Here is a 13,712-nt window from a genome sequence, read left to right as displayed (position 1 = left end):
TTCATCGATTTCAATCCTTATTGATCAATCCATTCATATAGCTCACAAAAACTTATCTCTTGACCATCAGATCCGGCATATCCAAAGCCATCGATACGTTGCACAGCAAGCCCCTTGCCAGGAAATCGGACGTTCTGTCCGCCGCATTCTCTATACCTGCTTCTTCAAAAGCGTGCAGCACCAGCTGTTTGACCTCGTTCATCCCCTGCTGCATAACGTCCCGAACCGGCGGGTCCGCAATCGTCTGAGCTTGCATCTGCAGCAAAATTTCACTGCGGTGGGATTGCATAATTTCCTCGTAAGCCCGAATAAAGCCGATTTCCAGCAGCTCGGATGAGGAGGTCTCGATGACCCGTTGAAAGGCTTGCATAATCCGCTGCCACGATACCTCCAGCGCCTCCACCAGCAGCGATTCTTTGGTAAAGAATCGATAAACGTACGGCTGCGAAATGGCAGCCCGCTCCGCGACTTGAGCAGTCGTAGCTCGGAAATATCCGATTTCCGCAAAAACTTCAATGGCCGCGGAGACGATATCGGTACGCCGGCTGGCCGAGGCTTGATTCACTTTTGCCATAAGGTCCTACCCCCTTTCTTTTATTGATTGACCAATCATAGTTACTCACGTGGCTATTGTATTCGATGCTGTTATTTTTTGCAACTGTTTTTTGGCCTATGCAAAAAAAGCCGCCTCTTGAAGGAGGCTGCTGAAAAAGCTTGGGCTGCATGTACGGATCATACTTTCAATCGCTTCTACAAAATGACTCCATTCACTCCGCTAGATTGTCTAGGGCCTCCCCTTGACGGGGAGACGGCTTCCCTGTGTATCGTTTGTGCCGGCCGTAGAGCGAAGCCCCCCGCACCAATTTACAGCCACCTTGATTGCGGCTAACAGCAGCCCAAGCCAAGCCAACTTAACGCTTCGGCGCAAGCTCCATCGCCTGCTTTAACGCTTCCTTCATGCTCTGCTCATCGGCAATCCCTTTGCCTGCAATGTCGAAGGCGGTACCGTGATCGACGCTGGTACGGATGATCGGCAGACCGACCGTAATGTTCACGCCGGATTCCAGACCGAGCACCTTGATCGGGCCGTGCCCCTGATCATGATACATCGCTACCACGATGTCGAAATCCCCCCGCGTCGCGCGGAAAAACAACGTGTCCGCCGGCAGCGGACCGACGGCTTGAATCCCTTCCTGGCGGGCGCGTTCCACGCCGGGAATGACCTTCTCTTCCTCTTCGCCATAGCCGAACAAGCCGTTCTCTCCCGCATGCGGATTAATGCCGCATACGGCAATTTTCGGTGCGGCGATGCCCGCTTTTTGCAGCGTTTCATGAGCCAGACGGATCACCTTATACACCCGGTCCGGGTTGATTTGCTTGACGGCATCTATAATCCCGACATGTGTCGTGACATGAATCACCTTCAGCTTCGGTGCGGACAGCATCATGGAATAGTCCTTCGTCCCTGTCAGCTCCGCCAAAATTTCCGTATGGCCCGGATAAATATGGCCTCCCTTGTGCAGCGCTTCTTTATTGAGCGGGGCTGTGCAGATCGCGTCAATCTCCCCGTTGTTAGCCAGCTCGATCGCTTGCTGCAAGTACATGAAGGCGGCATGCCCCGCCTCCGGGCTCACGGCACCGAACGGCAAATCCGCCGGAAGCAGGTTCAAGTCCAGACAATCCACCACGCCGTGCTCGAATCGGGCATCCTTCGATGACGTCAGGGTCCGCACCTTCAATCCGCTGCCCACCACCTGCGCGGCTCTTTCCAGCAGCAGCGCATCGCCGATAACGAACGGTCGGCTGCTCTCGTACAGCGCCGCATCGTCCAGCACCTTCATAATAATCTCAGGTCCTACCCCCGCGCCGTCTCCCATAGTAATGCCAATGATCGGTCTACTCATGTCCAAGCTCCCCCTTCAATATGTACATTGCACGCAAAAGTGACTCCGTTTGGCCGAAAGCCCCCGCTTTGGTCACCGCCGGGAGATGTCCCGCGCCGATGAGCCTTCCGAGCGGAATGCCCGGCTCCACTTCAGCCATAAGCTCAATGCCGCTGACGCCTAAATGGCGGCACACCGCTTTGGCCGTGTCGCCTCCGGTCAGCACCAGCCCCTGCAGCGGGTGGGCGGCGGCAAGCTTCGCCGCTACTTCCCCCAGCGCATCGGCAATCGCGTCGGAGACGCTGGAGGCGCCCATCCCCTGGCCGGCGCCGAGGTGCTGCGCCTGCTGCACCTGCTCCGGCGAGGAGCCTGCATAGAAGGATACGTCCGCCCCGGCCCTCAGCGCCCCGGAGAGCGCATGGTAGCAGCGCGTCTTCTCGTCTGCCGCCTGCCCCGGCGCGGTCAGCAGCGCCAATGGATCGAGCTCGACAGGGACGATGCCCTGCTGCTCGTTGACCTTCTGCAGTTGAGCCCGCGTCACACGCGAGATACTGCCCGCCACCAGCATGACCGGCAGCCTGCCGCTCAGGCTGGGCGACGGCCGCTCTCCCAGCCGCTCCTCCTCCTTCTCCTCCTCCGAGCCCAATGGCAAATATTCCGCCAGTCCGGCAGAGCCCGCCCATAAAAACCGCTCCCCATAGCGGGGAATGAGCGCAGCCAGGCTTTGAATGTCCTGATCGGTTTCGGCATCCAGCACAATCAACTCGGCACCCGCGCTCAACGCCTGTTCAATCGCTGTCTCCAACGCTTCCTGTCCACCGCGGATCGCGTCCAGCTGAACGCTGGCTGCCTTTCTGCGCGATTGAGCAGCCAACAGCTTCGTGATCTCCGCTTCAGGCACAGGCGTTTTCGGATCCCTGCCGATCTCCGTCTCATGAATAGGGACACCATTCAAATAATGGATGCCGCCGACCGTTGTCCTGCCGATTCTCGGAAAAGCCGGAACGACCAGCGCAGCCCCGAAGCCGTACACATCCAGTACCGCATCGATCTCCTGACCCAGGTTCCCGCGCAGCGTGGAATCCATCTTTTTATATATAAACCGGCAGCCCTGCGCCTGTAAGGACGCAGCCGCAGCCCGGACTCGGCTGTAGGCCAGGCTGCCGGGCACGGCTCGGCTGTCCGTATCTATGACTAAGGTTCCCTGCGAGGCGGATGGCTCCGCCAGTCCCTTCCAATCGAAAACAACCTGCGCCGGAAGCCCTCTTCTCGCCACTTGAACCCCCGAATCGGAAGCCCCTGTTAAATCGTCCGCAATAATAGCCAACCGCAGCAATCCGTCGTCTCCCTCCATAATGCATGTTTTATTTTGCAACAACTCGGGTTCATTTGAGCTTTGCCTCTGCATTATAACAACTCATTCCGTCGGGACTCAACGCCGATTATGTTTTATTTTTCAACATTTTGTTCATTTTTCTCCATAAGGTCGAACGATTGATGCCGAGCCTTTTACAGGCTTTGGATTGATTCATTCCTTCCTCCTGCAATACCTGCCATAAAATGCGCTCCTCAATTTCTTCATACGTTCCGCTAAGATCGATTTGCGCGTAAACCGCTGCGGTACCGGAAGTGCCTGCATGTTGAACTAACCGTTCCCACACGTCCTGCACTTCCTCCCATTCCGTATAATGCCCTTTGGTCATCATCAGCATTTCTTGAATCAGGCTTTCGAACTCAGGCAGATTGCCGGGCCAGTCATACTGCGTCAGCCGCTCGAGCACGGTTTCGCGCATCCCTACGATTTGCTTGCCCGATTGGGAATTGTGTTCGGCGATCAACCCTCGGATCAGCTCCTCCAGATCCTCCAAATGCTCGCGCAGCGGCGGAACGCTGAGGTGCAGCTCGCCAATTTTATAAATCAGATCCGGATGATAGTCCCCGCGCTGCGCCAGCTTGTTCATAGCGATGGAAGAGGAAGCGATGCAGCGGAAATTTCTGCTGCCGCGAAGCAGCTGCAGGATGCTTTCTTGCGCCTGGGGGCTCAGCCGATCCGCCCGGTTCAAATACAGCGTCCCTGCGTAGCCACCCTGCAGCAGTCCCGGAGCCTGTGCCGTTCCAAAGACAAGCCGGTACATCTGCTCCTCCGTCATTTCATCGCAGGAAATTATATAGAAGCCTTCCTGCTGCCGCTGGCTTGCGGAATGAATTGCTTGGGCGAACTTAAGCTTGCCGCTTCCCCGCTCCCCCGAAATCCAGATATTGCGATCCGATTCGGCGAATTTTTTGGCGCGGTGCACCGTCTTTTGCAGGGTCGGGCTTGAACCCGCCAGCTGTGCGAAGGTGGCCAGGCGCGAGGGAATAAAGGCTTCAAACCGCCGCTCGCTCCGCCACTTGGCCAGCGACTCCAGGTAGACCAGATACTCCGCACGGCCCTCCGTTTCCCGCGGAATGACGCTGACCTTATACTGCTCATCGAACAGATGCACATAATGTTCTGTTTCGGAGGATTGCCGGCTTTCCCCGGCCTGCTTGATCACATTCGCCAATGCCGGGGAAGACAGCATCATATTTTGACCCAGAAGCGCCTCCTCGGCTTGTCTCAGAATATGGCAAACCGTCCGATTCACGTACTGAATCCGTCTCGCTTCATCCATCACGACGATGCCCCGGGCATCCGTATCAAGCAGCTGCTGATAGAAGCGGACCTTTTCCTGCCCTTTGCTGTGCACCTCATACACTCTATGGACTTCACCCAGCATATCCGCGACCGATTCCTTGCCTGAGGTGATCAAAATCCCGCGATATCCCATCGCTTGCGCGTTGCGGATGGTCACCATATCGCCGAGCACAATTTCGGCGCCGAACTCGAATGCTTGCTCCAGCGCATGCGTCACCTCGGATTCATGCTCCACCGCAAAGGAGGGAATATCCAGACCGAGCAGGCTCGATACTTCGGCAACTCCCCGGCAGATGGAGGGGAACCCGATAATAGCGACCTTCGCATGCGTGTTTTTGATCAGCGTGAGGACCCGCAAAATGTCATACCCGGACACTGGTATATCGACGACCGGCACCTTCACATGCTCACGAATCAAGGTGGCCGTCCCGCCCCTGCTGACAATCATGTCGTACCCTTGCCGTTGTGCATGCTGAACTAACGGAACCGCCTCGTGCAGGTCCGCGACCTCCACATCCATTTGAATCGCCTCATCCTGTCCCGCAACGTCGAGCAGCACATCCTTTAAGCCGGGATAGGGCGCAATAGCTAATACGCGTATTTTCATAAACAGCCTCCGAATCATCCATTTTGTTGCAGAATAGATCATTTTCTATCCAGTATACACGAACGCAAGGGTAATATCGGCAGGTTCACGAGGTCTAATCAACGAATTGCTCTTTATTACAACAACAGGGGAGTTTTGCAGCCAATTGCAAAAACCCGGCAGGGAAAATACCCGCCAGGGAAAATGAGCTCTCTATGTGATAACCTCTAAGCCTTACGCGCTTTAAGCAGCATATAGTCGCCCTGAAAGCTGATCAGACGGCCGTCCTCTACTGTTACGCCAAGCTGCTCCTGCTGCTCCTGCGGCCAGCCCGATATATAAGCCTCCAGCTCATCCCGGATCAGGACAGGCACGTTCATCCGTTCGCACCAGGCTTGAAATACGAACGTTTTGCGGGATTGAAGGAGCTGCTCCACCCGCAGTCCCGCCAGCTCTACCCTGCGAATCCACTCCGTTTTCTTCCATGCCCGGTAATGGCTCGGGTCCCGCTTCTTCTCGATCTCGTTGTATAGGGCGTCCAGTGGATCTGATTCGGGGGCGACGTTATCGAGCAGCAGGAAGCTGCCTCCGGGCTGCAGCACGCGGGCCGATTCTTGTATGAATGCCTCCGGGTGCGGAAAATGATGGGCCGCGATCCGGCACGCCACCAGATCGAACGTCTCCGCAGCAAAGCCGAGCGCTTCCGCGTCCCCCTGCACGTAGCGCACCTTATCGTAGCCCCGGGCCTTTAAGAGCGCTTCGGTCTGCTTCAGCATCTCCGCCGTCATATCAAGCGCCGTCAGCTGACCCGCATGCTCCGCCAATACGAGCGAGGCATGGCCTCCCCCTGTGGCAATATCAAGCGCATGGGCCGGCTGCTCCTGCTTCACCCAGGCCGCCAGCAGCTTGAGGTCATCGCCCTGCGCATGCAAAGGGCTGTTTGCGTAATGGGCCGCATTCGCTCCGAACTGCAGCCTGACCTGCTCTTTAATATCCATCGCTATCCCCTCCAATTGTTTCATTTAATGAAATTGGTTTTCAAATAGTGAAATGGTAACTTCAGCATACAGCGTTTCGCTGAGTATGTAAATAGGTCTGTATCCACCATTAACGCATTCAGCTGTCTCGCAGCAACAAGGTGTGTACCCCCATGTTTGTATCGTCGATCGTACCTTCCGTAAGCTCCAGCGGGTGCGGTCCTGGTGTTGCATGGCGTTGCATGGCATGACGGCGGTCAACCCACACCATGATTGTTATCAAACGATGCAGCGCAAAACAGTCCAAACCGGGAAAGTTTGGACTGTTTCTGCCTTACTGCAAGCTTTGGAGTAAAGCCGCTATTTCTGAGTTCATCTCCAAGGATCGGAGAATGACTGTAATGGCTTCGGCCCGGGTCGTGTTTCTATCCGGTGCAAACTCTTGATGACTTTCCCCAACAACAATTCCCGCTCGGGCTGCAGCTTGAATCTGTTCTTTGGCCCAGGAGCTGTTAATATCCGTGAAATTCGTGCTGCCCGTCTCCCGAACAGCATTCATATGGATGATGCGGGTCATCAATGCAACCATTTCCGCACGGGTCATCGCTCGGTCCGGTTTAAAGGATCCGTCCTCATAGCCATGAATCATTTGATTCGAGGCCAAAATGTCAATCGAGTCTTTCGCCCAATGGTTGGTCATATCCGTAAATTGCACTGGGGTCTCCGTACTCCTGTTAAGCGCAAAGATTTTTACAATTATGGTTGAAAACTCACCGCGGGTAATCAGCCCATCCGGCTTGAAGCTTCCATCGCTATAGCCGTTGAGAACGCCTAACTTAGCAAATAGCTTAATGCTTTCGTTTGCCCAATGCTTTGCAACGTCATTAAATTGTGCCGCCGGACGGAGCCGGGCTGCCTGGAACGCCTCTTCAAGCGTCTTTTTCATGTTCATAACGGATCCGGGATCACTTGGGTCAAAAGTTACCGTTTTTGTTGAGCTTGTCTGGATGGGTGCTGTACCGCCCGGCCCGGTTTCCCCCGTTGTCTGCGATGGCAATGGCCCAGCAGTACCCGTTTTGGGGTGATGTGCCAATCGAGTCACGGTAATCGTATAGTTCGTTTTTGTCACGCCGTCTTGGGCAACGACCGTAACCGTAACCGTGCTTGTACCTGCTTGAAGCTCGATCGGTGCCGAAGCCTTCCCGCTCTCCAGCTTGATCCCATTCATCCATAGGGTTGCTGCCGGATCATAAACCAGGGACGTTACAGTTGTACGGCTCACCCCGTTCGGGACGGTAACTGCGTAATGCAAGGTGCCGCTTGAGAAGCCCGGGCTAAGATCACCCTCAGATACATTTAGAGCAGCCAGCATGCTGTTTGCACTAGGCAGACGCTTAACATCGACCGTGTATATCCCTTTCGTGACTCCATCCGGGGCCGTTACCTCCAGAACGATTTCATTATCCCCCACGCTCAGGTTTATCGGATATCCCGCCCCGCTCATTACAGCCTGACCGTTGATTGTCAGCTTCGAATTGGGGTCATACACTGAAGCTGTGATCGTCGTTGCATAAACAAGGTTAGCCACCGTTACCTTATAATCCGTGATAGAGGATTGGAAGGCTGGTAACAAGGTTCCATTGGCGAGCATTAAACTTTGCAATGTTATTTTGTCGCCACTTGACTGGGAGCTGGGAATGACGGTGTTGGAGAAGGCCGACGGTGCGCTGCTTCCCATTCTATTCTGCGCTCTCACGGTAAATGTATAGCTCACACCATTGCGCAACCCATCAATTATCATTGGGTTTTCCGTTCCGCTCCAAGCTACGTCACCCGTAGCATCGGTCACCTCATACCCTGTAATCGCGCTGCCGCCGTTGTCCGCGGGTGCCGTAAAGGAGATGGTGGCTTGCCCGTCTCCCGAAACGGCCGTCACATTCGCCGGTGCCGCGGGAACTGTTGCGGGAGTTACGCTTACTGTATTCGATGCCTCACTGAGGCCTCCCGGATACCCTGCTTTAACGACGAAGTAATAGGTCGTTCCGTTCGTCAGATGAGGAACGGTATATGTGTTGCCCGTTGCGGTCCCAACAGCACCTTGGACAAATGGACCAGGAGTGTTGGCCATATAAATATTGTAATAAGTCGCCCCCGTTACCGTATCCCAGTTCAGAGCAGCCTGACGGTTCCCATCGGCGGCGGTCAAATTGTGTGGTCCTGCCAGCGTATCTGCAGCCTCTACAATGACCGTTCTTGTGACTTCTCTCGCTGCATTTCCGGCTGTGTCGATTACGTTATAGGTTACCAAGTACGTCCCTGCCTTACTTGTGTCGACACGATCGCCACCGACAACGACTTGGGATGTCAGATTCCCATCGGAATCATCTGTCGCCATGACGCCAGGGTCCACAAATGTTTCCCCAACCTGCAGCGTGACTGTTGCTCCGCCTAGAAGCTCAATGACCGGAGCCGAACGATCCACATGGGTTACCGTGATCGTGAACACTTGCTCCACGGATGCCCTGCCGTCGCTAACGCCAACCCGAATCGAATAGCTTTTCTTCGTGAGGGCCTCCGCTGTTACAAGCTTGTTTCCCTCCTCGATCCGGAAGGTTCCGTTATCGTCATCGCCATTGCCTGCTATCAGCAAGTACGACAAGGTGTCCCCCTCGGGATCAAACGCCAGCAGCCTTCCCGCCATCGTGCCGATGCCGGCCCCTTCCAGCAACGGGGTTGGCGACAAATGAAGATCCTGCGGAGGGTTGTTGATTGACGGTGCCGGAATAACTGTAACGATAAAGCGGTCATCCGCTGTACCGCCTTTTCCGTCTGATACCGTAACCGTTACGACCGCGCTTCCTCCGGTCTTCGGTTTTAACCACAATGTCGTTCCATCCAAACCAACATCCGCCACTTCAGGAGAATCGACCTGAACCGACCAAGTTAACGTATCGCTATCCGGGTCGGTAAACCAATCATGCACATCTATAGAAAGCGTTGGGTCATTCGCCATCATGGTCTGGTCCGCAAGCTCATAGCCTCGAATCGGAGACTGGTTAGCGGCTTGAGTTACCGGACCAATGATGAAAGAGCTTCTTGCTGCCTTCCCCTGCATGGCCCCGCGATCAGACACCGGTGTGACCTCAAAGGCAATATACAACCCTTCGTCTTCCGGCTGCAAAGTGTACGTTGTCCCCATAGCTCCTGCAATCGCTGCGGCGCCACTGCCTGCAGCATCCGTTGACCGGTACCAACGATAAGCGGAGCGGCCTTCCAAATCCCCATCCTGATCATTGAACTGATATTCGCCATACACGGCTTGTCCGACTGTCGGGGAACCGCTTACCCTCACCCCGCTAGCTTCAGGAGGGTAATCGATGCGTAGTGTTTGAATCCGGTGCAGGCTCGTATCCGTCACATACACTAGCCCGTCCGATACTGCTGCCACGCCTGAAGGGGCGCCGAACGATTTATCGGCCCCTGCCTCGCCCCAGGATTGAAGGAAATCCCCTTGGGCACTGAACTGCTGCACACGGTGATTGCCGGTGTCGGCAACATAGACGTGACCGTAAGGATCCGCTGCAATACCGGCAGGGGATGCGAATTCCACCGTTCCCATTCCCGCACGTCCCCAGCTTCGGAGGAATACACCATCAGCTGTAAATTGCTGCACACGATGATTGCCGGTATCCGCCACATACACCGTACCATCCGGAGCTAAAGCTATACCGCTCGGATTCAGGAGTTCTCCAGGCCCGAAGCCACGGCTCCCCCAGCTGCGTTCAAAACCACCGGCACCGAGAATTTGAATCCGATCATTCCCGGAATCGGCAACATACAGCTTCCCTGTCGAATCATCTACAGCAATGGAAGACGGATGTAAAAACTCCCCCTCGCCCGAGCCGTTCCCCCCCAAGCTTTCAACAAAGGTACCGTCGGCATGAAACACCTGAATGCGATCGTTACCCGTATCTGCTATATAGACATACCCGGTTACACTAAGCGCAAGATCTGCCGGTGAAGAAAGCTCCCCTGCACCGATCCCTTCTGTTCCCCATGTGCTCTGTAAGCTTCCATTGGCATCAAATATTTGAATGCGGTGATTTTGCGTATCCGCCACATAGACGTTACTCTGAACATCGACATCCAGTCCCATAGGATGATAGAAATCGCCCGGCTGGTTTCCCGGCGCTCCCCAATCGCTTGCGGAGGCATTGACTTTTGTGATTAAAGGCATAAGAATCAAAATACAAAGAAAGAGAATGGCGATATGGGTTATCTTCTTTATCATCGAGATTCCTGCTTAATAAATCTTTTGGGCAGCTATATCATAACTGATGGATGACGGTATACCGCGACTGTCCCATGTTGTAGCAGTAATCCCTGTATAATTAATGGAGAAGGTTTCCTCAGGGGCGAAGCGCGCCTTATTGTTTATTTTGTAACTATTGATGATAGGCTCCTTTAAGGTATATTTCAGATAAGGGACTCCACTATCATTCAGAAATACGATGACCCAATCTTGATATGGATTCGAGGAGCTTCCAGCATTTATGGACATCAGATGTTTTCTAAAAATCGCACCGCTGGCGGTGTCCACCTGTCTGGTGATCGAAATATCGTCTTCCTTTGGGAAGCTTACCGCTGCTCTGGATCCACCCTGAATAACCAAAGGTATTTGGCTGGAAAACTCCGCTTCCGACAATTCAATCCAGCTGGTATAACCGGCCACGGTAGATTCCCCCTGAATGTTCGGAATTTGCAGCAAAACATGAGAGCTTCTCTCCACAGGCGCCGCAGTTACCCCCGACCTTACACCTCCCATACAAATGATCAGTAAAACAATTGCAATGAATAATTTCCCTCTTTTCATCATTTCACACTCTCCCAGATTCGTAGATAGAAGCTTTTATAGATATTTCTACATAGAAATGCTGTTAAAATATAATCAACCCAGTTTAAAACTGGTTTAAAAAATAACCCCTGGCCAACAATATTTTTACACCTTGTGATTTTAATCACATACCAATGCTTTCGTACATGGTACATTAAGGGTGTAGAAAGGAAGCAAACATTGTAAGACGAAAGGAAGATATCCTATGAAAACACAAAAACGATCCCGCTCTTAGCTGAACCAAATAAACCGTAATTTTTTAACACACTATGTGAAAGTTTTCACCAATATAATTTCAGGAGATGATTATCATGTTAGGAACATGGCTCAGAGAAAATAAATATGCAGCAGGCATCCTGCTTTTCGTCAGATTGTATTTCGGATATGAATGGCTTACTCACGGATGGCAAAAGCTAACCGGCGGATTCACTGCAGAAGGCTTCCTAAATAACGCAGTCACGAAGCCGATCATCGACAAAGCAACCAATGAGCTTGTTTATCCGACCTTCACCGCATTCATACAACACTTTGCTCTGCCGAATGTTAAAATAATTAACTTCATGATTCCACTCGGCGAATTCTTGGTTGGTCTTGGTTTAATTCTTGGTGTGTTGACTACCGCAGCAGCCTTCTTCGGTCTTCTCATGAACTTCATGTTCATGTTCGCAGGTACCGTAAGCACGAATCCTTGGTTCGTTCTTATCGGTGGGATCCTGTTCATGGCAGGCGCAAACACCGGCCGATTCGGTTTGGACTACTACCTGATGCCGTACCTGCACAAACAATTCGCACGGTTCACCCATAAACATGACGACACGAACCGCACAGCAGGAACGGGTACAGCTCATAAGGCGGCACATGTTTAACTAGCAAACAACAATGAGGATAAACGGCATCGCCGTCTTGCAAGCCGGCATGCGTTGAACAAGGTAGACGAAGGAGGAGAAACTGCTACTTCCTCTATCCAAAAAGGATCCGCCGCGGCGGATCCTTTTTACTGTTTTTATTGAACTATCGTTCTCAAGAGCGAGCCGAGTCTGTCCAAATTTTGTTCATTCGCTTCTTCGCAAATGGGTTTAAGCTTGCTGTATTCTTCCTCTGTTTCGAAAGTCTGCCGGAAAGTAATCTCCGTCCCCCCGTCCGCCTCCTCGAAGGTTGAGGTCAGAATAAAGTGAGGTCTGGATTCGTGCCGCAGCACAATCCCTTCGGGCCCGATTTCATGAAACACGCTGCGGTTCGGAAAGTCGGCTCCATCCGGACTATGCATCGTATATTCCCAGACGCCTCCAGGTCTCAAATCGAACGCGTGGAACGTATTCGTGAAGCCGTTAGGTCCCCACCACTGGGCGAGCAGCTCCGGCTCTGTCCAAGCCCTGTATACCAAATCCCGGGGAGCATTGAGCTTCCGGCGCGATACGAGCTCGAAAGCATCTGCATTGCTTTCCCCAAGAGATTTTCCGAGAAGATCCAGCATTTCCTTCGTTCCCTGCTCGCGCTGCTCGGGCGTATCATGGCCGTCGAAAAACGTCCCCTGCTCCGTATATGTCAGTTTGACACCATCGCGGGTCGGCATGATTTCAATGGTTGAGATGGATACAGACATCCGGCTTTCTCCTTGGTCCAGACTATAGGTGTATACCAGACGTTCATTGGGCACGATTTCCTGGTAATAAGCCTCGAATGTATAGACAGGTCCGCCCGGGGGACCTCCTTGGCTCATTTCTCGTCCGCCGACGCGAAAGTCGAATACCTCGGCAGGCTGGAACCAACGCGCCTTGGCGCTCGGCTCCGACCATGCCGCAAACACACGTTCCGGAGTTGCAAGGTATGTACGCTCAATTTGGAATGTAGCGTGCGTCGTAAATCGCTGTTTCATAAATTTATCCTCCCCATAGCTCATGTCAACTGATCGTTTAGAAAACCCCCAAGCAGATCAAAGCGGCGCTCCCAGTTCAACCGGTGTTCAATAATATACTTTTCGTGACTTTGCTTCATCGATTCCAGTAATGAAATAAATGCATCCGTTGAAAGAGGATCCTGCCGGTTCATTCGCTCTGCCACGCGTTCGAGTTCAGCCAGAAGCTTCTGTTGGGTTTTTATATTTTCCCGGACTCGTTCAATCTGAATATTCACGAGATCAGACGGGGTATAGTTATGCCCTTTAAGCACTGATTGAATTTCTTCAAGCGATAGGCCTAAATCTTTGAGAGACAAGATTTGATGCAGCCGTTTGATGTCGGCTTCATTATACAACCGATGGCCGGTCTCGGTATGCGCTGACGGTGAGAATAAGCCGATCTGATCGTAGAAGCGCAGGGTGCGGACGGTAAGTCCGGTCCATTTGGCAAGGTCCCCCACTTTCCAATGCTGCTGCATAACCCACTCCTTTCTTTGACGCTAGCTGTTTACCGGTGTCTTTAGTATAAAACATGACGTTACGTAATGTGCAAGAGGGAAGGAAAATTTCTTTTTAGAGGGACAGGTATGATTTAAAAAGCGAAAGATTGAGGGGATAAAATGAGCTGTCCAGGGCGGAGCTGTATATACCAATAAGTCTCCAGCTATTACTGGAGACTTACAAAAGCATCGCCGTAGATCCTTATTTTTACGCAATAGGAGTACCATTAGGCATTTCAGTATCCGGCTTTAATAGAATCACATCTCCTTTTTCCGGGACTCCTCCCAAAACTAATAC

Annotated in this window: 10 protein-coding genes and 1 pseudogene; 1 reads left to right on the top strand and 10 read right to left on the bottom strand. The window is 52.9% G+C overall.

Features of this window, described 5'->3' with window-relative positions:
• Window positions 1-52 precede the first annotated feature (52 nt).
• The 7 genes from CF651_RS17840 to CF651_RS17810 form a co-directional block, all read right to left on the bottom strand.
• Window positions 53-574 carry a TetR/AcrR family transcriptional regulator gene (locus CF651_RS17840; protein WP_094016225.1) on the bottom strand — a complete coding sequence of 174 codons (522 nt, stop codon included), beginning with the start codon at window positions 572-574 and terminating at the stop codon, window positions 53-55.
• 337 nt (window positions 575-911) lie between these two features.
• Window positions 912-1,904, bottom strand: coding sequence for a 4-hydroxythreonine-4-phosphate dehydrogenase PdxA (gene pdxA / locus CF651_RS17835; protein ID WP_179232863.1), 993 nt, complete (start codon window positions 1,902-1,904; stop codon window positions 912-914).
• The gene (locus tag CF651_RS17830) at window positions 1,897-3,219 is read right to left on the bottom strand and encodes a four-carbon acid sugar kinase family protein (RefSeq protein WP_179232862.1); all 1,323 of its coding nucleotides are present in this window, start codon (window positions 3,217-3,219) and stop codon (window positions 1,897-1,899) included. Before CF651_RS17830 ends, pdxA begins: the two co-directional genes overlap by 8 nt.
• A gap of 106 nt (window positions 3,220-3,325) precedes the next feature.
• Window positions 3,326-5,167, bottom strand: a complete 1,842-nt coding sequence (locus CF651_RS17825) for a sigma-54-dependent Fis family transcriptional regulator (RefSeq protein WP_179232861.1) — start codon at window positions 5,165-5,167, stop codon at window positions 3,326-3,328.
• Window positions 5,168-5,373: 206 nt separating this feature from the next.
• A complete protein-coding gene (locus CF651_RS17820) occupies window positions 5,374-6,144 on the bottom strand; it encodes a class I SAM-dependent methyltransferase (RefSeq protein WP_094016221.1) in 771 nt (256 codons plus the stop codon).
• Window positions 6,145-6,457: 313 nt separating this feature from the next.
• Window positions 6,458-10,414, bottom strand: a complete 3,957-nt coding sequence (locus CF651_RS17815) for an S-layer homology domain-containing protein (RefSeq protein WP_094016220.1) — start codon at window positions 10,412-10,414, stop codon at window positions 6,458-6,460.
• A gap of 12 nt (window positions 10,415-10,426) precedes the next feature.
• Window positions 10,427-10,999, bottom strand: a complete 573-nt coding sequence (locus tag CF651_RS17810; RefSeq protein ID WP_094016219.1) for a type VI secretion system tube protein Hcp — start codon at window positions 10,997-10,999, stop codon at window positions 10,427-10,429.
• Between the two features lie 329 nt (window positions 11,000-11,328).
• On the opposite strand from CF651_RS17810, the gene CF651_RS17805 reads away from it, so the two are divergent.
• Window positions 11,329-11,883 carry a DoxX family protein gene (locus tag CF651_RS17805; protein WP_094016218.1) on the top strand — a complete coding sequence of 185 codons (555 nt, stop codon included), beginning with the start codon at window positions 11,329-11,331 and terminating at the stop codon, window positions 11,881-11,883.
• A 137-nt stretch (window positions 11,884-12,020) separates the two neighbouring features.
• Here CF651_RS17805 and CF651_RS33275 read toward each other — a convergent pair whose 3' ends face one another.
• The 3 genes and pseudogenes from CF651_RS33275 to CF651_RS17790 all read right to left on the bottom strand — a co-directional run.
• On the bottom strand, window positions 12,021-12,893 hold the full coding sequence (locus CF651_RS33275) for an SRPBCC family protein (protein ID WP_094016217.1): 873 nt from the start codon (window positions 12,891-12,893) through the stop codon (window positions 12,021-12,023).
• 20 nt (window positions 12,894-12,913) lie between these two features.
• Window positions 12,914-13,393 (bottom strand): MerR family transcriptional regulator, encoded by a 480-nt coding sequence (locus CF651_RS17795; protein WP_094016216.1) that lies wholly within the window; start codon window positions 13,391-13,393, stop codon window positions 12,914-12,916.
• Window positions 13,394-13,622: 229 nt separating this feature from the next.
• Window positions 13,623-13,712: pseudogene (locus tag CF651_RS17790) on the bottom strand (tRNA-binding protein); the annotation flags it as partial.

Source organism: Paenibacillus rigui (assembly GCF_002234615.1).
GTDB lineage: Bacteria > Bacillota > Bacilli > Paenibacillales > NBRC-103111 > Paenibacillus_S > Paenibacillus_S rigui.
The sequence above is the reverse complement of the archived record's forward strand: the minus strand, read 5'-3'. Positions and strand labels throughout refer to the sequence as shown.

Coding starts and splice junctions, on each gene's coding strand:
- pdxA (WP_179232863.1), bottom strand. CDS start 1,904: ATGAGTAGACCGATCATTGGCATTACTATGGGAGACGGCGCGGGGGTA.
- CF651_RS17820 (WP_094016221.1), bottom strand. CDS start 6,144: ATGGATATTAAAGAGCAGGTCAGGCTGCAGTTCGGAGCGAATGCGGCC.
- CF651_RS17840 (WP_094016225.1), bottom strand. CDS start 574: ATGGCAAAAGTGAATCAAGCCTCGGCCAGCCGGCGTACCGATATCGTC.
- CF651_RS17825 (WP_179232861.1), bottom strand. CDS start 5,167: ATGAAAATACGCGTATTAGCTATTGCGCCCTATCCCGGCTTAAAGGAT.
- CF651_RS33275 (WP_094016217.1), bottom strand. CDS start 12,893: ATGAAACAGCGATTTACGACGCACGCTACATTCCAAATTGAGCGTACA.
- CF651_RS17810 (WP_094016219.1), bottom strand. CDS start 10,999: ATGATGAAAAGAGGGAAATTATTCATTGCAATTGTTTTACTGATCATT.
- CF651_RS17795 (WP_094016216.1), bottom strand. CDS start 13,393: ATGCAGCAGCATTGGAAAGTGGGGGACCTTGCCAAATGGACCGGACTT.
- CF651_RS17815 (WP_094016220.1), bottom strand. CDS start 10,414: ATGATAAAGAAGATAACCCATATCGCCATTCTCTTTCTTTGTATTTTG.
- CF651_RS17805 (WP_094016218.1), top strand. CDS start 11,329: ATGTTAGGAACATGGCTCAGAGAAAATAAATATGCAGCAGGCATCCTG.